18 protein-coding genes are annotated in these 18,366 nt (G+C 70.7%); 5 read left to right on the forward strand and 13 right to left on the reverse strand.

Annotation, left to right across the window (positions count from 1 at the left end; genetic code table 11):
• The first annotated feature begins 63 nt into the window (after positions 1-63).
• The 4 genes from ACIBAF_RS36125 to ACIBAF_RS36140 all read left to right on the forward strand — a co-directional run bounded on the left by ACIBAF_RS36125 (position 64) and on the right by ACIBAF_RS36140 (position 5,578).
• Positions 64-567, forward strand: coding sequence for a protein kinase (locus ACIBAF_RS36125; protein ID WP_399468662.1), 504 nt, complete (start codon positions 64-66; stop codon positions 565-567).
• A gap of 107 nt (positions 568-674) precedes the next feature.
• On the forward strand, positions 675-1,460 hold the full coding sequence (locus ACIBAF_RS36130) for a CDP-alcohol phosphatidyltransferase family protein (protein ID WP_399468664.1): 786 nt from the start codon (positions 675-677) through the stop codon (positions 1,458-1,460).
• 333 nt (positions 1,461-1,793) lie between these two features.
• The gene (locus tag ACIBAF_RS36135; RefSeq protein ID WP_399468666.1) at positions 1,794-4,013 is read left to right on the forward strand and encodes a hypothetical protein; all 2,220 of its coding nucleotides are present in this window, start codon (positions 1,794-1,796) and stop codon (positions 4,011-4,013) included.
• Positions 4,013-5,578 carry a hypothetical protein gene (locus ACIBAF_RS36140; protein ID WP_399468668.1) on the forward strand — a complete coding sequence of 522 codons (1,566 nt, stop codon included), beginning with the start codon at positions 4,013-4,015 and terminating at the stop codon, positions 5,576-5,578. The genes ACIBAF_RS36135 and ACIBAF_RS36140 overlap by 1 nt, the downstream gene beginning before the upstream one ends.
• Positions 5,579-5,602: 24 nt before the next feature.
• On the opposite strand, the gene ACIBAF_RS36145 is transcribed toward ACIBAF_RS36140, so the two are convergent.
• From ACIBAF_RS36145 to hemL, 10 genes are all read right to left on the reverse strand, one after another.
• Positions 5,603-6,022 carry a hypothetical protein gene (locus ACIBAF_RS36145; protein WP_399468671.1) on the reverse strand — a complete coding sequence of 140 codons (420 nt, stop codon included), beginning with the start codon at positions 6,020-6,022 and terminating at the stop codon, positions 5,603-5,605.
• A gap of 39 nt (positions 6,023-6,061) precedes the next feature.
• Entirely contained in the window at positions 6,062-7,036 is a 975-nt protein-coding gene (locus ACIBAF_RS36150; protein WP_399468673.1) for a CU044_5270 family protein, read from the reverse strand.
• Positions 7,033-7,626 carry an RNA polymerase sigma factor gene (locus tag ACIBAF_RS36155; protein ID WP_399468842.1) on the reverse strand — a complete coding sequence of 198 codons (594 nt, stop codon included), beginning with the start codon at positions 7,624-7,626 and terminating at the stop codon, positions 7,033-7,035. Before ACIBAF_RS36155 ends, ACIBAF_RS36150 begins: the two co-directional genes overlap by 4 nt.
• Positions 7,627-7,733: 107 nt before the next feature.
• On the reverse strand, positions 7,734-8,846 hold the full coding sequence (gene ccsB, locus ACIBAF_RS36160) for a c-type cytochrome biogenesis protein CcsB (RefSeq protein WP_399468676.1): 1,113 nt from the start codon (positions 8,844-8,846) through the stop codon (positions 7,734-7,736).
• A complete protein-coding gene (locus ACIBAF_RS36165) occupies positions 8,843-10,609 on the reverse strand; it encodes a cytochrome c biogenesis protein ResB (RefSeq protein ID WP_399468678.1) in 1,767 nt (588 codons plus the stop codon). Before ACIBAF_RS36165 ends, ccsB begins: the two co-directional genes overlap by 4 nt.
• A 3-nt stretch (positions 10,610-10,612) precedes the next feature.
• On the reverse strand, positions 10,613-11,383 hold the full coding sequence (locus ACIBAF_RS36170; RefSeq protein WP_399468681.1) for a cytochrome c biogenesis CcdA family protein: 771 nt from the start codon (positions 11,381-11,383) through the stop codon (positions 10,613-10,615).
• 1 nt (position 11,384) lies between these two features.
• The gene (locus ACIBAF_RS36175; protein ID WP_399468683.1) at positions 11,385-11,975 is read right to left on the reverse strand and encodes a TlpA family protein disulfide reductase; all 591 of its coding nucleotides are present in this window, start codon (positions 11,973-11,975) and stop codon (positions 11,385-11,387) included.
• A 66-nt stretch (positions 11,976-12,041) separates the two neighbouring features.
• Positions 12,042-13,367: a hypothetical protein gene (locus ACIBAF_RS36180; RefSeq protein WP_399468845.1), complete on the reverse strand. Its 1,326-nt coding sequence runs from the start codon at positions 13,365-13,367 to the stop codon at positions 12,042-12,044.
• A 164-nt stretch (positions 13,368-13,531) separates the two neighbouring features.
• Positions 13,532-14,179, reverse strand: coding sequence for a histidine phosphatase family protein (locus tag ACIBAF_RS36185; RefSeq protein WP_399468847.1), 648 nt, complete (start codon positions 14,177-14,179; stop codon positions 13,532-13,534).
• A gap of 44 nt (positions 14,180-14,223) precedes the next feature.
• Entirely contained in the window at positions 14,224-15,540 is a 1,317-nt protein-coding gene (gene hemL / locus ACIBAF_RS36190; protein WP_399468685.1) for a glutamate-1-semialdehyde 2,1-aminomutase, read from the reverse strand.
• Between the two features lie 314 nt (positions 15,541-15,854).
• Between hemL and ACIBAF_RS36195 the strand changes: the two genes are divergently transcribed.
• A complete protein-coding gene (locus tag ACIBAF_RS36195; RefSeq protein ID WP_399468687.1) occupies positions 15,855-16,613 on the forward strand; it encodes a hypothetical protein in 759 nt (252 codons plus the stop codon).
• 239 nt (positions 16,614-16,852) lie between these two features.
• Here ACIBAF_RS36195 and ACIBAF_RS36200 read toward each other — a convergent pair whose 3' ends face one another.
• From ACIBAF_RS36200 to ACIBAF_RS36210, 3 genes are all read right to left on the reverse strand, one after another.
• The gene (locus ACIBAF_RS36200; RefSeq protein WP_399468689.1) at positions 16,853-17,173 is read right to left on the reverse strand and encodes a DUF6087 family protein; all 321 of its coding nucleotides are present in this window, start codon (positions 17,171-17,173) and stop codon (positions 16,853-16,855) included.
• Between the two features lie 215 nt (positions 17,174-17,388).
• Positions 17,389-17,796, reverse strand: coding sequence for an SHOCT domain-containing protein (locus ACIBAF_RS36205; RefSeq protein ID WP_399468692.1), 408 nt, complete (start codon positions 17,794-17,796; stop codon positions 17,389-17,391).
• A gap of 98 nt (positions 17,797-17,894) precedes the next feature.
• Entirely contained in the window at positions 17,895-18,236 is a 342-nt protein-coding gene (locus tag ACIBAF_RS36210; RefSeq protein WP_399468694.1) for a carboxymuconolactone decarboxylase family protein, read from the reverse strand.
• Positions 18,237-18,366 lie beyond the last annotated feature (130 nt).

An 18,366-nucleotide genomic window follows, 5' to 3' on the forward strand; every position in this document is an offset into this window, starting at 1 on the left:
TACTCACGCCGGAGCCCTCACGCTTTGGTGACGAGACGGACCTTCCGGGCCGAAATGCCCGGAATGCTGAGAGCTGCTGAGGCTCTGAGCAACGGCATCCACGCCTGCGGGATCGTCCACCGTGATCTCAAGCCCGGCAACATCGTCGTGTCGGGCACCGGCCCCCGCGTCATCGACTTCGGTCTCGCCCGCGTCCTGGAGGACTCCCACATCACCCTCGCCCACCAGGTCGTCGGCACGCCCGCCTTCCTCGCGCCGGAGCAGCTTGCCGGGACGGCGATCACACCCGCCGCGGACCTGTACGCCTTCGGGATGGTGCTGTGTCATGCCGCCGGAGTCATGCCCCCGAAACACGGCCAAACCCTCACCGCCGCACTCGAGTTGCTGCCCAGACGCCTGGCGGCCGTCATCACCCGCTGCCTCCAGAAGAATCCCGACGACCGCCCGACCCCCGCCGAGGTGATCGACGCGCTCTCCCCCGACCTCTCGCCGTCCGAGGACTGGCTGCCGCCGCGCCTGCGCGCACTGGTCGACCTCCACAACCGCCCCGCCGCGTCGGCCACTTGAGCGATCTGTAGCCTGGCCCGACCAGAGCCCCGATCAGTCAGGGGCCTGTGGGTCGTGGGCCTGTAGGTCGTGGGCCTGGCGGGTCGAGGGTTTGTGGAGGAACGTTCATGGTTGCTGCTCCGGTGCTGGAGGAGCTGCGGGAGGTCTGCCAGCCGCAGGCCAAGCTGGCGAGCCGCAACGGCGAACACTGGGCCGGCCGGCTCTACATGCGGCGGGTCTCGCTCCGCTTCACCCGCCAGCTGGTGCGCACCCGGGTCACCCCGGACCAGCTGACCTGGACGATGGTGGTGTGCGGGGTGCTGTCCGGGGCCGCGCTGCTGATCCCGGGCCTGGCCGGGGCCGTCCTCGCGGCCCTCCTCATGCAGTTGTTCCTGCTGTTCGACTGCGTGGACGGCGAGGTCGCCCGCTGGAAGGGCCAGAACAGCGCGACCGGCATCTACGTCGACCGGCTCGGCGCGTATCTCGCCGACGCGGCGCTGATGATCGGCTTCGGCTTCCGCGCGGCGGAGTCGGGCCTCGGCGGCTGGGCGGGCTTCAACGGCTGGGTGTCGCTCGGGCTCGCGACGGCGCTCGGCGTCGTGCTGCTGAAGGCGTCGACCGACCTGGTGGACGTGGCCCGGGCCCGGCGCGGGCTCACCGTCGCCGACGACGAGGCCGCCGCGCCGCGCTCACAGGGCGTCGCCTCGGTACGTCGGCTCGCCGCCGCGTTCAAGATCCACCGGGTGACCAACGGCATCGAGGCGTCCCTGGTCCTCGTCGTCGTGGCGTTCGCCGACGCCGCCACCGACTCCGTCGACCCGACCCGCTGGGCGCTCGCCGCCATCGCCGTCATCACCTGGCTGATGGTCCCGGCCCACCTGTTGTCGATCCTGTCATCGTCCCGGCTGCGCTGACGCTCTCCAGCCGGTCCTGCGAACGACCCGCTCCCGCTGGCATGACGCGGGTGCGGGCCGTCAGCGTCTCCCCGCCCGCCACCGGGGACGACAGCAGGGCGAGAGCGTCCGCAGGGGACTGTAGGGGCGGGACCGTTCGTGGACGACGGAGCGGCGAGGGCCGCCCGGGCACTGGCCTCGTGCCGCCAGGCCGCGGTCTCGCCGGGCGCCGCCGACTGAACCGACCGCCCCGTACCGGAACTTTCGTAACCCAACGGACACCACGCGATCTGGCACATAGCAACTCCCTCTCCTTACCCTTGCGTTGGGAACCGGCCCTGGGGGAGGTGCGCGGTGCACGGACGGTTGTACGGGCGTGGGGCGCTGTTCGACGTCGAGCCCGCCGGTCTTGTACCGCGACTCGTGGGGATCCGCCCGTACGAGCTGCACGCGGAGCGGCTGGAGCATCCCGGCGGGCCGCCGCTGCTGGTGCTGGCCGGTGGGCGCGGGGTCGGCAAGAGTGCGGTGCTCGGAGAGCTGTGGGACGCGTACACCGAGCACAACCGCCGGGGTGAGGCCCGTCGGCGTACTCCGGTCGCGTTGATCGACTGTGAGGACGAGCAGTTCGCGCGGCCTCCGCACGAGGAGAGCCCCGAGTCCTGGTCGCCGGTGTGGCAGGCGTTGCTGGTGGTCGCCGAGCAGTTGACCGAGCCGGTGAAAGCGGCGGGGCAGCTCACCTTCCCGCGGCTGACGGCGGGGCTGGTGGCCGTCCGCGCCAGTGACTGGAGCGGGCGGACCGACTCGGACCGCATCCGGCGTGAGCTGGTGCGGATCCTGCTGCTGAACGAGCGGGCGACGCGGTTCAGTCTGGCCGGGCGCTGGGCCGCCAAGGTCGCCTCGAAGGTGATCGCGGCGGCCAGCGGCGGCGGCCCGTTCGTCGCGGCGACCGTCGAGGCCACGCTGGAGGCGCTCTCCGAGGGGGTCACGCACCGCAAGGAGCAGCGACCGGCCACCTGGTACCGGTCGTATCCGAACGCGGGCGGCAACGCCAAGCGCGGGCTGCTGCTGCTCGCCGGGAACTTCCGGGCCGGGGGCACCTCGCGCGAGCACGCCGAGCGGTGGCTGGTGCGGGCGCTGCTCGCCGACCTGGCCGAGGCGTACTCCGGGATCGGCTCGCACCTCACGCGGCTCGGGCGGCCGCTCGTGCTGCTGGACAACGCGCGTAGCGGGCCTGGTGCGGGGCTGCTGGACGCCGTCCTGCGGGATCGGGCCGACGGCGTCGCCGATCAGGTGGTGTGGGCGGCGACCGTGCGCGGCGCCAACCATCCTGCGCTGGGGGACGCCGTCCGCCGCGAGCTTTTGGAGGTCGCCCGGGTCACGGACTGGGAGCCGGGCAGCTCGCCCTCCTCGCGGGCGCTGCTCGTGCCGCTGCCGCCGCTCTCCCCCGACGACACCCTGCACATGGTCGGCGCGGTCTGCGACGACGTCGAGATCCCGCCCCAACTCCCGCACGCCATCCACCGGCTGACCGGCGGCAACCCGCTCGGCATCGTTCTGCTGGCGACCGCCGCCCGCCAACACCCGGAGCAGGCTGCCTCGTTGGGGCGGCTGCTCATCGCGAAGGTCAAGATGGAGGAGGGGCAGGCCGACGACGGGCGGCCCGCCTACGCCGAGTTGCTCGGCCGGCTGGTCCCCGAGGACCGGCTCGACGAGCTGACGGTCCTCGCCGCCGCCCACGGCCACGACTCCGCCGTAGCCCTCGCGCAGGCCCGGCTCCCGGACGACTTCGGCTCGTCGGGCGTACGGTCGCTGCGGGCGCGGCTCGCCGAGGAGGGGCTCGCGCTCTCGCCGGAACACTTCGTCGGCGACCCCTTCGTGCGGACGTTGCTGCTGCTGCGGCTGCACCACCGGCACGCCGACCACGCCAAGTGGCGCGAGGTGCACGAGACGCTGATCGCCCACTTCGCGACCGGCCCCGGTTTCCGGACCCCGCATCCCGGCGTCGACGCCTTCCGCCTCTACCACGAGCTCTCTCTCGGCGACACGGCCGGCGCGGTGGCCCACCTGCGCGACACCTTCACCACCCTGCGCACCCGCACCTGGCTGGACACCCTCCGCTTCCTGGCGTCCGCGCCCTACTTCCACGCGCACGACGCCGAGGGCCGCGACGACGGCCACGAGGACCGCCGGTCCGCGATCGCGCTGGGGCGCACGGACGCCGCCCAGCAGCCCCCGGAGGGCGTCAACGCCTCCCTCCACCTGCGGATACGGCGGCTGCTGCACGCGGTGTGGCAGGTGACGGACCCGCTGGTGCTGCCGGACCCGAAGGTGTGCGGGCGGCTGGAGTTCGAGCTGCTGCAACTGTCCGACCTGCGGCCCGCCGGGGGCGCACTGCTCTTCGCGGCGTCCCAGGCCTGGCCCCGGGACGCCCTCGCGGGCCGCCCGCTGCGCACACCGGCCGAGGACGCGGACGGAGACGGCGACGGGGGCGGGGGCGGGAACGGGAACGGGAACGGACCGGACGACGGGGACGACGACGGCGACGATGGGGACGACGGGGACGGGGTGGCGTGATGGCCGACGGAGGCAGGAACGGCGTCAGAAGTCCGCTGGTGCGGTGGCTGCGGGAGGTCTGGGAGATCCGCCTCTACCGCTATCTGGCGCTGCTGGTCACGGCCGTCCTGGTGGCCGGGGTGACCGTCGCCGTGCGGGCGGTCACCGACGAGAACCGTTCGTGCGGGCCCGGCGTGGCCCGTCCGGCCGACAGCGACGAGTGCGTGGGCGTGGCCACGGGACCGTATGACTTCGGGCATGCGCAGCTGCGGGACACGGTGAACGCCATCGACCGGGAGAACGACCGGCTCAAGGCGGGCAGTTACGTCACGATCGCGCTGATGCTGCCGTACACCGCGTCCACTCCCTCCACGCTCAGCGACATCCAACACGAGGTGCAGGGCGCGTACTTGGCGCAGTGGCAGGCCAACCACACCTCCAACGGGCAGGCCCCGTCGATCCGTCTGGTGCTCGCCAACCCGGGGGCCACCAGCGACCACTGGGAGGCGATGGTCGACCAGCTGGAGCGGATGACGAAGAGCGCCGACCGGCTGCGCGCGGTCGCCGGGGTCGGCCAGAGCACCGACAACAACAAGAAGGCGGTCGCGGAACTGACCGCGCGGGGCATCCCGGTGGTCGGCGCGTCCATCACCGCCGACGACCTCGCCAACGGCCAGCACGGCAAGGACCCGTTGCCCGGGCTGGCCCGGGTCTCCCCCACCAACACCGACGAGGCGCGCGCCCTGGCCTCGTTCGCCAAGGTCAACGCGGGCCGGGCGCTGCTGGTGTACGACAAGCCGGGCGACCCGTACACGCGGACGCTCCAGACGTCGTTCGCGGCGCTGCTCAAGGGCTCGCCCTACGAGCCGCAGCCGTTCACCCCGCCCGCCGACCGCACGCAGGAGGGGACGACGGCGAACACCTTCCGGCAGATCACCCACCTGGTGTGCGACACCTCGGCGGACACGGACACGATCCTGTTCGCCGGCCGCCACACGCAGCTGCGCCAGTTCATCAACGCGCTCGGCACCCGCGGCTGCCAGAACCGCAGGTTCACCGTGCTGACCGGCGACGAGGGCTCGTACCTGTCCGGCGACAAGAAGCTGGACCGCACCGCCCTCACCCACAACCTGTCCGTCCGCTACACCTCCCTCGCCCACCCGGACACCTGGACGAAGTCCCCGCCCGGGCCGGGCGGCTCGGCGACGGACGCGAAGGTCCTCACCGACCTCCTCGCCCGCGCGGTCCGCGAGCCCGTCGGCCCGATCGGCCCGGTCGCCCTGGACGACGGCCAGCTGATCATCGCCTACGACGCGATCACGCTGGCCGTCCACGGCATCCGCGAGGCCACCCCGGACGGCGCCGCCGTCCCGCCCCTCGCCGACGTCGGCCTGCAGTGGCCGCAGGTCAAGGGCTCGCTGCGGGTGAACGGGGCGAGCGGCTGGATCTGTCTGGACGTGCACGGCAACCCGTACGACAAGGCCGTGCCGATCGTGGAACTGCACGCCGACGGCGGCTCGCGCTTCGTGCGCATCGCCTGGCCGGAGGGGAAGCCGCCGGCGGGGGAATGCCTGCCGCCGTCCTGAGCCCCTACGCGCCCCTACGCGCCCCTACGCGCCCTGGCCTCCTCCGAGCCCTCCGAGACACTCGATCAGGCGTTCGAATCGAGTGCGCCAGGTGGGCTCGCTCTCCCCCTCGCCCTGGAACTCGTGGGTGAAGCGCAGGACCGTGCCCTCGTCCCCGTCCCGCTCCAGGTGGAAGCGGATCCGGCCGCCGGCCGCCACCGTGTACTCGGCGACCCGGTCCACGTCCCACGCGGTGACCCGCCCCGCGCCCAGGCCGCGCAGGGCGACCGTGCCGCCGAGCCGGGGTTCGAGGACGTCGACGGCCGTCCACCAGCCGCCGAGCCCCTCCGGCGTGGACAACGCCGGCCAGACCGCCCCCATGGCCCCCGGGAGCCGCACCAGGAAGTGCAGGATGTGCGTGTTCCCGTGGGTCTGACTGCTGCCCTGCTCGACGGAACCGCTCATGACACCAGCCTGACTCCGGACGGAAGGTTCCGCACGCGGTTACGGCCGCTGCCCGGCCTTGTCGACGACGGCCCGGCGCACGGTCGCGGAGTCCGTCGACACGGTCCCCTTCTTCAGGCCGCCGAAGTCCCGGGTGAGGGTGGTGCGCTGCCCGAGCAGCTGGTGCGTCTTCCTGTCGAAGATCCACTCCATGCGGAACGGTTGTTTCGCGTCCTCGCGCGCGATCCCGACCCCGTGCCGTCCGAGCGCGTCGACCGCGTCCTCGACCACCGTCACCCCGGGGATGCGGGCGATGGCCCGGAACAGAGCGGCGGCCTGCGCCGACGGCATGATCCCCTCCTGCATCAGGTTGCCTGCCGAGAACAGCATCCCCTGGTCCTGTTCGATGAGCCCGGCGTTCACGCCGGCCAGCACGACCCCGAAGCTGTCAGGGAGGCTCTTGCGCAGCCAGTCGTACATCGCCTTCGGGTCCGTGGGCAGGGACTTCAGGTGGTTGTAACCGGGGTAGGAGTCGTAGAAGTGGTCCTTCTCCTGGAAACCGGGCCAGCGCGTGTCGCGGGAGTTGAGCGCGTCGCGGATCAAGCCGTCGCGGCTGCCGTCCACGGACAGCCACGTCTCCCGGCGGTGCGGGGGCACGACGGTCTGCTTCCCGTTCTTGACCCTCGTGTAGGACACCTGGCTCTCGACGTACGTGAACTGGTCGTCGCGGATCTTGTCGTACTGCGTCGCGTGCCCGGCGGCCAGCGCCGCGTCCTCCAGGACGGCGGCCGCCGTGGTGACGCGCGGTCCGGAGCCGGAGTCGCCGGACGACGGCAGCAGCGTGAAGGTGACAGCGGCGACCGTCGCCACGGCCGCCGCCGTGAGCGCTGGGCGCAGCCACGGGTTCCGCTTGCCGACAGGCGTGCGGACGGGGGCCTGTTCCTCGTACCGGATCTCGGTCATCAGATGCTCCTTCAGGAGTCGGTGACGGCCCGGCGGAAGGTCCTTCTCCGGCAGTGGTGGAGTCTGGCTCATCGGTTTACCTCCCTCAGGGGGCCGACCGCGGTGCCGCGGTCACCTCTCATCTGTCCTCTGCTTTGCGGGAGTTCCATATGTTTCGCGAGTTTCGTCCGCGCCCTCGACAACCGCGACCGCACCGTCCCGACCGGCACGCCCAGCGCCTCGGCCGCCGCCGCGTAGTCCAGCCCGCCCCACACGCACAGCGCCAGCACCTCCCGCTCGGCCCGCCGCAGTTTCGCGAAGGCGGTGCGCACGAGGGCGAGTCGCTCCGCGTCGTCGAGACGTCCGGCGACCTCCTCGGCGAAGTCGGCCAGCGGCTCGCCGCGCGGGAGCCGGGACACGGCCGCCGCGTGTCTTCGGGCCGCACGGCGGGTGTTGCGCGTGACGTTGGTGGCGATGCCCAGCAGCCACGGGCGCAGGGAGCCGCCGTCCTCGTCGAGCTTGTCGCGCAGCCGCCAGGCGTCCAGGAACGTCAGCGAGACGACGTCCTCGGCGACCGTCCACTCCCCCGTGAGCCGGTAGGCATGGTTGTAGACGGAGCGTGCGTAGGCGTCGAAGAGCTCACCGAAGGCGTCGTGGTCCCCCGCGCGGATGCGTTTCCTCAGCGTTCTCGTTGTGCTCGGAGTCGTATCCACGCCCTTCTACCTGTCCGTACGACGGAGGCCGGTTCCTGTGACCCATGTCACGGGAACCGGCCTTCTCTGTGCGCGAGTTACACGCCCGCGTACGAGTGCTTGCCGGAGACGAAGATGTTGACGCCGTAGTAGTTGAACAGCCAGCAGCCGAAGGCGATCATCGCCAGGTAGGCGGCCTTGCGGCCCTTCCAGCCAGCCGTGGCGCGGGCGTGCAGATAGCAGGCGTAGGCGACCCAGGTGATGAACGACCAGGTCTCCTTGGGGTCCCAGCCCCAGTAACGGCCCCACGCGTCGCCCGCCCAGATCGCGCCCGCGATGATCGTGAACGTCCACAGCGGGAAGACCGCCGCGTTGACGCGGTACGCGAACTTGTCGAGGGACGCGGAGGCGGGGAGCCGGTCGAGCACCGAGTTCGCGAAGCGGCCCGGCTTGCCGCCGGTCGCGAGCTTGTTCTCGTAGGAGTCCTTGAACAGGTACAGGATCGTGGCGACCGCGCCGACGTAGAACACCGCGCCGCAGAAGATGGCGGTGGAGACGTGGATGTACAGCCAGTACGAGTGCAGGGCCGGGACCAGCTGGTCGCTCGCCGTGTAGAGGACGGTGACCGCGAGGCCCAGGTCCAGCAGGACCGTGGTGATCAGGAACAGGCCGAGCCAGCGCACGTTCTTCTTCAGCGCCAGCAGCCCGAGGTACACGCCGACGGCCACCGTGGAGAAGGTGATGTTGAACTCGTACATGTTGCCCCACGGCGCGCGTTCCACCGAGGCCGCGCGGGCCACGACGCCGGCCAGCTCGACCAGGAAGGCGAGCACCGTGAGGGAGACGGCGATCCGGCCGTACATGTCGCCCTGCTCGTCACCGCCGTGCGCGCCCGGCCCGTCGGGCACGTCACGCGCGGCGGACGCGGAGCGCACGACGACCTGCGGGCGCTCCAGGACGGCCGTGCCGCCGTTCTTCTTGACGGTGACGGCCGGGCCCTTCGCCGCGCCCTTCGCCGCGGCCTGCGCCTCGGCGGTGAGCGCGGCGGCGGTGCGGCCGACCTTGCTGCGGCTGCCGAGGAGCCATTCGGCGATGTACGCGAAGAAGGCCAGCGTGTACACGGCCATCGAGGAGTAGATCAGCGTGTTGCTGATGTTCGCGAGATTCTCGTTGGAGGCGACGGCCAGATCGGTTGCGGCGGCGAGAGTCACTTCTCAGACCCTTCGGCAGGTACGACTTCGGGTTCGGGGGAATCGGTGGGTGCAGGTTCCGGGGCTCCGGGAGCCTGGTCGTACAGGGTTCCGGCGAGGTCGCCGAGTTCCTCGGGCACCTTGGCGGACTCGCTGCGGCCGAGGCCGGCCATCTCGACGACCGTGACGCCGTCGGCGTCCTTCACCGCGCGCACCCACACCCGGCGGCGCTGGATGAACAGGGAGGCGGCCAGGCCGAAGATCGCGGCGAGCGCGCCGCCCAGCGCCCAGCCGCTGCCCGGCTGCTGGGTGACCTGGAAGTTCGCCCACTGCTTGGTGCCCTCGTAGGTGATCGAGCCGGCGCCGTCCGGAAGGGTCAGGGTCTCGCCGGGCTTGAGGTTCTCCCGCACCTGCGCGCCCTTGGCGTCCTTGAACTCCTTCATATGGGTCTTGTCGAGCTGGTACACGCTCTGCGGGATGCCCGAGTTGACGCCGAGGTCGCCGTGGTACGGGGCGAGGTTCAGCACCGGGTTGAGCAGCGCGGGGAAGCTGGAGGCCGTCTCCATGCCCTTGACGTACGACGGCAGGAAGGACGCCTGGAAGGCCAGCTGCTCGCCGACGCCCTTGGCGTTCCGGTAGCCGTCGTAGACCTTGACCACACCGGAGGAGGTGACGTTGGAGTCCAGCGGCAGCAGCGGTACGGCGTCGCTGTAGACGACCTTGCCCCTGCCGTCCCGGACGGTGACGACGGGGGCGTAGCCGTGGGCGGTGAGATAGACCTTGGAGTCGCCGATCTCCAGCGGGTGGTTGACCTTGACGACGTCCTTCTTGTCCTTGCCGTACGCGCCGACGCTGTAGGTGAGGGCGGCCTGGTAGGTGCGCGGGGTGCCCTTGTTGGGGCCGCTCGTCTCGTACGTGCCGGTGAACTTGTCGAGGCTGAAGCTGAACGGCGTGAGGTCGTCGGGGCTGAAGAGGGTGCCGGACTTGAAGTCGTCGTACTGGGTGAGGGTGTTGGAGAAGCCGTCGCCCTCGACGACCAGCTTGTTGCCCTCGGACTTGTACAGCTGGCCCCAGGCGAACGCGACCAGCAGCACGATCAGCGCGATGTGGAAGGCGAGGTTGCCGACCTCCCGGAGGTAGCCCTTCTCGGCTGCGACGGCGTCCCCGGCGAGGTGGGCGCGGAAGCGGCGCTTCTTCAACAGGGTGAGCGCGGCCTCGCGGACCTGCTCCGGCTCGGCCTCGGTGCGCCACGTCGTGTACGCGGGCAGCCGGGTCAGGCGCTTGGGAGCGCCCGGCGGTCGGCCGCGCAGCTGGCCCACGAACTGCCAGGTGCGGGGCACGATGCAGCCGATGAGGGAGACGAACAGCAGGATGTAGACCGCGGAGAACCACACCGAGCTGTAGACGTGGAAGAGGCCGAGCCGGTCGTAGATCGGCGCGAGCGTCTGGTGGGCTTGGCGGAAGTCGGCGACCTTCGTCTGGTCGGTGCCGGACTGCGGGATCAGCGAGCCGGGGATCGCGCCGAGCGCCAGCAGCAGCAGAAGCAGCAGCGCGACCCGCATGGACGTGAGCTGACGCCAGAACCAGCGGGCCCAGCCGACGAGCCCCAGGCCGGGTCCGCTGGCCAGGGAGTCCACCGGCGCGGTGGACAGCTGGGAGCCGGCGGCCCCGAGGTCCTGGTCGTCGGCGGCGACGGGGGTCGCCTCACCGGTCGTCGAGGTCTCGTCGGCCGTCGTGCTCTCGTCGGCCGTCGTGGTCTTGCCGGTCGTCGTGGTCTTGCTCATGAATCAGATCCCCACAGTGAAGCCGGCGGACCAGGACTGGATGTCCTGCACGAGGCGGTCCCACGCACCGGTCAGCAGCAGCAGACCGGTCACGATCATCATCGTGCCGCCGATCCGCATCACCCAGACGTAGTGACGCTTGACCCAGCCGAAGGCGCCGAGCGCCTTGCGGAAGGCGACCGCGGCGAGCACGAACGGCACACCGAGGCCGAGGCAGTAGGCGACGGTCAGTATGGCACCGCGGCCCGCGCTTCCCTGCTGGGAGGAGAGGGCGATCACGGAGGCGAGGGTGGGGCCGATACAGGGAGTCCAGCCGATGCCGAACAGGGCGCCGAGCAGCGGTGCGCCGGCCAGTCCGGCGACGGGCCGCTTGTGGAAGCGGAACTCCCGCTGGGTCATCCAGGGCATCAGGCCCATGAAGAACACGCCCATGACGATCATGAGCACGCCCAGCACCTTGGACAGGACGCCCTGGCTGTCCTGGAGGTTCTGGCCGAAGTAGCCGAACAGGGCCCCGCTGGAGACGAACACGGCGGTGAAGCCGAGGACGAAGAGGGAGGCGCCCGCGACCATCCGTCCGCGGCGGGCCTCGGCCAGGTCCGTGCCGGCGACCCCGGTGACATACGACAGATAGCCGGGGACCAGCGGCAGGACGCAGGGCGAGAAGAAGGAGACGAGACCGCCGAGCAGCGCGATGGGCAGGGCGACGAGCAGGGCGCCGTTGAGCACCGTGTCGTTGTAGCCCGTCGCGGCGAGCGTGGTGACTGCGCTCACGTCACTTCTCCGCGACGACCGGGGAGATCATCTTGCGCAGCTTGTCCTCGCTGAGCGCGGCCAGCGAGCGGGCGGCGATCTTCCCCTCCCGGTCGATGACGAGCGTGGAGGGGATGGCCTGCGGGTTGAGGGTGCCCTTCGTGAAGCGGAGCATCAGCTTGCCCGTCGGGTCGTACAGGCTGGGGTAGGTGATGCCGTACTGCTCGTCGAAGGCGACGGCGTTGCGGGCCTTGGTGTCCCGGGTGTTGAGGCCGACGAACTGCACGCCGTCGGCCTGGAGGTCCTGGTAGACCTTCTGGAAGCCCGGCGCCTCGGCACGGCACGGGGAGCACCAGGAGCCCCACACGTTGAGGACGACGACCTTGCCCTTGTAGGCGGCCACGTCGAGCTGCTTGCCGTCGATGGCCTTGCCGGACAGGTCGGGCGCGGCGGCCCGTTTGCCCTTCTCCACGGTGGAGATGCCGTCCTTGCCCATCACGAAGTTGGTGTCACCGCCTCCGCCGGCGGCGCCTCCGGAGGTGCACGCGGACAGCAGCGAGGCCGCGGCGACGGCGACGACGACAGACAGGGGGGCGCGGCTGGCGGCACTCATGTGAAAAGTTTCGCATGCCCGTTCCGGGGATCTTGCGCACCCCCCTTGCGGGGAGAAAACCGCATATCAGGCGGCGGATGCGGACCCTGTCGCGGACGCCCCGGCCGACGTCTTCGGGCTCTTCGGGGTCGTGGGCGTCTTCGGGGCCGCCGCGAGGAACGACTTCCAGCCGCCGGCCGGCTGCTGGCCGACGTCGAGGGTGCGCAGCTTCTCGAGGACCTCGGGCTTCTGGACGTCGATCCAGTCCACGAACTGCCGGAAGGAGACCAGCCGTACGTCCGCGCCCTTCTCCTTCTCCCGCGCGATGTGCTTGAAGGCCTCCTCGACGGAGTCCATGTAGATGCCGCCGTTCCACTGCTCGAAGTGGTTGCCGACGAAGAACGGCGCGCGGTTGGACTCGTACGCCCGCTGGAAGCCCTGGATGTAGGCCTGCGCGGACTGCTTGCGCCAGCCCGGGTAGTTGTAGCTGGGCGCCTTGGTCGAGTTGACCGACTGGTTGGCGAGCATGTTGTAGTCCATCGACAGGACCTCGAAGCTGTGGCCCGGGAAGGGCACCTGCTGCAGCGGCAGGTCCCACAGGCCGCCCCGCTTCTTCGGCCACACCTGGCGCCCGCCCGGCGAGGAGGCGTCGTAGCGCCAGCCGAGTGCCTTGGCGGTCGGCAGCAGGTTGTCCTGGCCGAGGAGGCAGGGGGTGCGGCCGCCGACGAGTTCCTTCTCGTAGTCGAAGGGCAGCGCGGGCAGGTCCGTCCAGCCGGTGTTGGTCCGCCAGTTCTTCACGAACGACTTGGCCTGGTCTATCTCGCTGCGCCACTGCTTGGCCGTCCAGTTGCCGACGGTGCCGTGACCGGAGCAGAAGTGCCCGTTGAAGTGGGTGCCTATCTCGTGTCCTTCGAGCCAGGCCCGGCGCACGTTGGTGAGCGTCGCCTTGACGTGGTCGTCGGTGAGGTAGCCGATGTCGGAGGCGCCGCGCGGGTTGTTCGGCGGGTCGTAGAGGCGCTTCTTCGACTCGGGCAGCAGATACAGCCCGGAGAGGAAGAAGGTCATGCTCGCGCCGTGCTCCTTGGCGAGGTCGAGGAAGCGCGGGAAGAGCCCGTTGCCGACCTCTCCGGCGCCGTCCCAGGAGAAGACGACGAACTGCGGCGGCTCCTGGCCGGGCTCCAGCGGGACCGGCTTGGCCGGCTGGTGGGGCTGCTTGCCGGTGAAGGAGGTCGAGCCGTCGCCGATGGGGCGGGCGGAGGGCTTCGGGCTGCCGGAGGGGCTGCTCTTGGCATCGCCCTTGCCCGCGGGCTTCGGGTCGCCGGTACCGGTGAGGCTGCCGCAGCCGGACAGGCCGGCGACGGCGGCGGCCCCCGCGCCGAGTCCGAGTGCTCCCCTTCGGGTGATCGTGCGCATGGCGTCCTCGTTCGTCAGGTCCTCGTCAGTGGTCACCCGTTCAGAGGACATGACGAACGAGGCGGTTCCGCCGATAGTTCCGGATTCGGTAACAGGCGAACCGATTCAGCCAGCGGTTTCGACGCGGGCAGGGGGAGCGGGTTCGACGCGGGCGCGGGCGGCGGCTACGCGCCGAAGGCCTTGCTCTTCCCCTTCACCGGCTTGGCGCCGGCCCGGAGATGAGCCGGCACGAGGTCGATGGCGGGCTCGCTGTAGCCGACGGACACGATCGTGTCGCCCTGGTACGTGAAGCTCGTCAGCGAGGCGAGCGTGCACTGCCGCCGGCGCGGGTCGTGCCACAGCCGCCGCCGCTCGACGTAGGACCGCACGATCCAGATCGGCAGCTGGTGGCTGACGAGCACCGCCTCGTGCCCGCGGGCCGCGTCCTTCGCCGCGTCCAGGGCGCCCCTCATCCGCACCACCTGGTCGACGTACGGCTCGCCCCAGGACGGCTTGAACGGGTTGACGAGGTGCTTCCAGTTCTCGGGCCGGCGCAGCGCCCCGTCCCCCACCCCGAACGTCTTGCCCTGGAAGACGTTGTCGGCCTCGATGAGCCGCCCGTCGGTGGCCAGATCCAGACCGTGCGCCTTCGCGATCGGCGTGGCCGTCTCCTGCGCCCGCTCCAGCGGCGAGGCGACGACGTACGTCACATCACGCGGGGCGAGGTGCTCGGCGACCCGGTCGGCCATCTGCCGGCCCAGCTCGGAGAGGTGGTAGCCGTCGAGACGGCCGTAGAGGACGCCGTCGGGGTTGGCGACCTCGCCGTGCCGCATGAGGTGGACGACGGTGAGGTCCTTGCCGCTGTTGCCGTTGGTGCTCACGCGGTGGCCTCCGCAGCCGCTCGGGCCGCCGCCGGGAGGGCGTCGGCGATTCTCTGGACGGCCGCGTCGTCGTGGGCCGTGGACACGAACCAGGACTCGAAGGACGACGGCGGCAGGTAGACGCCGTTCGCCAGCAGCGAGTGGAAGAAGGCGGTGAAGCGGAACGACTCCTGCGCCTTGGCGTCCTCGTAGTCACGGACGGGCCGGTCCGTGAAGAAGACGGAGAACATGTTGGAGGCGCTCTGCAGCGTGTGCGCGACGCCCTCCTTGGTCAGCGCCTCGGAGACGAGCGCCTGGATCTGCCCAGAGACGACGTTGATCCTGGTGTAGGCGTCGTCGTCGAGGAGCCGCAGCTGGGCGAGGCCGGCGGCGGTGGCGATCGGGTTCCCGGAGAGCGTGCCGGCCTGGTAGACGGGCCCGGCGGGAGCGAGATGCGCCATGACGTCGGCGCGACCGCCGAACGCGGCGGCGGGGAAGCCGCCGCCCATGACCTTCCCGAAGGTCATCAGGTCGGGCCGCACCCCGTCGATCCCGAACCAGCCCGCCCGGCTGGTCCTGAAGCCCGTCATGACCTCGTCGGAGATGAACAGGGCGCCGTTGTTGGCGCAGGCGTCCTTGAGCCCCTGGTTGAAGCCGGGCAGCGGCGGCACGACCCCCATGTTCCCGGGCGAGGCCTCGGTGATCACGCAGGCGATCTCGCCCGGATGCCGGTGGAAGGCCTCCTGCACGGCCTCCAGATCGTTGTACGGCAGGACGATGGTGTCGCCGGCCTGGGCGCCGGTGACGCCCGGGGTGTCGGGCAGCGCGAACGTGGCCACGCCGCTGCCGGCCGCGGCGAGCAGCGAGTCGACGTGACCGTGGTAACACCCGGCGAACTTGATCACCTTGGTGCGGCGGGTGAAGCCGCGGGCGAGCCGGATGGCCGACATGGTGGCCTCGGTGCCGCTGGAGACCAGCCGCACCTGCTCCAGGGGCCCGATGCGGTCCACCATCTCCTCGGCGAGCGCCACCTCGCCCTCACCGGGCGTGCCGAAGGAGGTGCCGCGGGAGACGGCGTCCTGCACGGCCGCGATGACCTCGGGGTGCGAGTGCCCGAGGATCATGGGCCCCCAGGAGCAGACGAGATCGACGTACTCGCGCCCGTCGGCGTCCGTCAGATACGGGCCTGCGCCGGACACCATGAACCGGGGCGTTCCGCCCACGGCGCGGAAGGCACGCACCGGGGAGTTCACCCCGCCCGGCGTCACGGCCGACGCACGGTCGAAAAGCGCCTGCGAGACGGGCGCATCGTATGAATAGGGCAGTTCGCTCATGACCTGCGACTTCTCCGACCTTCTCCGACTTGCTGGACTCCGGTTGCCAGTGACCTCCCAGGGTAGGCCAGCGGTGCTCGCCCTCGGCGGGGGCCGCCGCCCGCCCGACCGACCGCTTCGTCATCTGCGAAACTGAAACGGACAGAGCCTGATAGACGTAGCTCACAACGACCAGGTGTCGAGGGGCTGCGAAGATCCTGCGGACAGGTGTTTCAACGCACGTTTCGGCGTGCGGCCGTGGGGGAGGTCACTGACACGATGATCGGGTTGCGCGGCGGGGGCCACGCGTCCTAGAAAAGCAGTCGGGTGGAGATATGCATCGCGGTGGCGGACTGGGCGAGGGGACTGACGACCTGGGTCCTCGACGTGCCCAACGGGGAAGGCACCGGCGCGACGCGGAGGAAGCCGGCGAAGCACGTCAGAACCGGGGCCTGAACCAGGGCCCGAACCAGGGTATGAGCCAGGGTATGAGCCAGGGTATGAGCCAGGGTATGAGCCAGGGTATGAGCCAAGGCCTGAACCAGGGTATGAACCAGGGTGTACCGAATGAGCCCGAGCGGGTCGACGGCCGGGTCGACCGTCGCGTCGACCAGCGGGTCGATCGTCTCCGGGCGGAGAGCAGGAATGGTGGTCGGGTGGGGGTGACGTACAAGTACTTCGGCGCGCCGGACGGTGCGACCGCGGCCCGCGTCCCGATCTCGATGCGCCCCGAGGAGCTCGGCGGCGACGAGCTCGGCATGAACGGCATGTTCACCAAGATCAAGCCGGAGACGATGGCCGCGATGGTCCTCACCGGCATCGAAGGCGTCCCCCTCCACAAGGTGCCCCCGCTGGAACTGGTCGTCCTCCACCCCGACTACGCCGTCGTGAAACTCCCCATGACGGTCGTGGACCCCCTGCGCGACATCGGCGAGGAAGCGGTGGGCGCGGCGGCGTTCATCTGGTCGACGGTCCCGGACCGCGGCGGCCCCCGCGACGCGTTCAACGTGTACCAGCTGCTGCACGAGTGGCAGGACTTCAGCCACCGGTTGCACGAGGCCGGGCATCAGCCGTACTGCCTGGTGTGGCCCTGACCGAGCTAGGTGTTCTTGCGGATTGGGATTGGGATTGGGCGGGGCTTTCGGGCTCCGCCCTCGTCATGTCCGGGATGTGCGGGATGTGCGGGCCGGGGCCCGTCAGGCCGCCAGGGCACCTTGAGGGCACATTGGTTTCGGTGGGGGCACTGACGCGCCCTGGGCGGCGGGTGGGTCGTCTGGGACGCCCCACCGCACCACGCCCGCAGCAGCCTCGGGCGCGGCGGCGCTGATCACCTCTACGTCCGGCCGCCACCGTCCGGCTCGGGCGCCTGGAGTCTGCGGTGCTTGCCGGTGCCGGAGCCGAGCGGCTTTGGCACCGGCCCTGCGGGTGAGGGCTCGTTGGCCTCCGGGTACAGGATGGCTTTGGCGTCGGCCAGGCTGGCGGCGAAGGCGTGCGGCTCCCAGGTGTGTCCGTTCCACTGCTCGATGACGCGTGGAGCATCCGGCTGCAGATGCGACCCCCTGGGACCGTCGCCGGAGACGACAGGCACGGCGCGTAGTCGGCCGAGCTTCGCGTCGCGGCGCTCCGCCCAGTCCTTCAGCGGCTCGTCGTCCATCCTGGCGATCCTCGTGTCGGTGGTGGCTGTCTCAGGAGGGTAGCGGCCACCGCGGGCCGTTCGGCTTGCCGAGCCAGACGACCTGTTCGTCGCGAGAGACCGTCACGCCGAACGCGGCGGCGCCCGGTGAGCCGTACTCAGTTCGACGGTAGCCTCCGCATCCCGTGCGCCGGCCCCGCACCTGTCCGTGCCCGGCAGCGCCCGGTGGCGCCGCGTCAGTGGAGGATCTTTTCCTTGGCCCGGCGGAATTCCTCGTCCGAGATGTCGCCCCTGGCGCGGACTTCGGAGAGCTTGGCGAGTTCGTCCGCCTCGCTGGGGCGGCCGGCGGTCTCGCGGATGTAGGCGTCCGTGGCCTGCTTCCGTGCCTGGGCGTGCCGTTGTTCGCGCTTGCCCATGTCCTTGCCCCGGGCGACGACGTAGACGAAGACGCCGAGGAAGGGGAGCACGACCGCGAAGACGAGCCAGCCGGTCTTGCCCCAGCCGCTCAGGCTGTCGTCGCGGAAGATGTCCGCGATGACCCGGAAGAGCAGGGTGAACCAGAGGATCCACAGGAAGATCCACATGACGGTCCAGAAGGCCCCGAGTACCGGGTAGTCGTAGGCGAGGTTCAGATTGCCAGCCATTGATTTCTCCCGTCGCTGTCCCCCGTCGGTGTCCCGGCTGTGGTCGTGGGCCCGGTCGCACCGCCCGGTGGGGTGACGCGACCGGGTTTTCCCGAGGGCTACTCCTCGTGGCGCAGTTCCAGTCCGAAGGCCTCGCCGATGCTGCGCGCGGCGGACACGACGCGGGCGCTTCCGACCACCGGCGCCACCGCCACCAGCGTGCCCTGGATCTTCTCCAGCGGTATGCCGAGATCGTCCGCGGTGCTGATGTTGAGCAGGTAGGAGGCGGGGGCGGCGTCCATGGCGACCAGTGCGGCGATGCGCACCAACAAGTACGACTCCGGGTCCAGACCGGAGCGCTCGAACGTGTCGAGCGTCATCTGGACGATTGTTTCGAACACCGGGGCGTCCGCCTGCGCGAGGGCGCCGACGCCGCCTGCTCCTGCCATGTCCTCAGCCATCTCGTGGCTCCTTCCGACGGTGCTGTGTCGGTCTCGACCCTCAGCAAAGCCCGATTCGGGTCGGCCGGGATCACCCGGGGCAGGTGATACCGGCCGACCGCCGGTCTCCTCACCCTGTTGCCGCCAAGCG

The sequence above is a fragment of the Streptomyces sp. NPDC051677 genome (assembly GCF_044453465.1).
Taxonomy (GTDB): domain Bacteria; phylum Actinomycetota; class Actinomycetes; order Streptomycetales; family Streptomycetaceae; genus Streptomyces.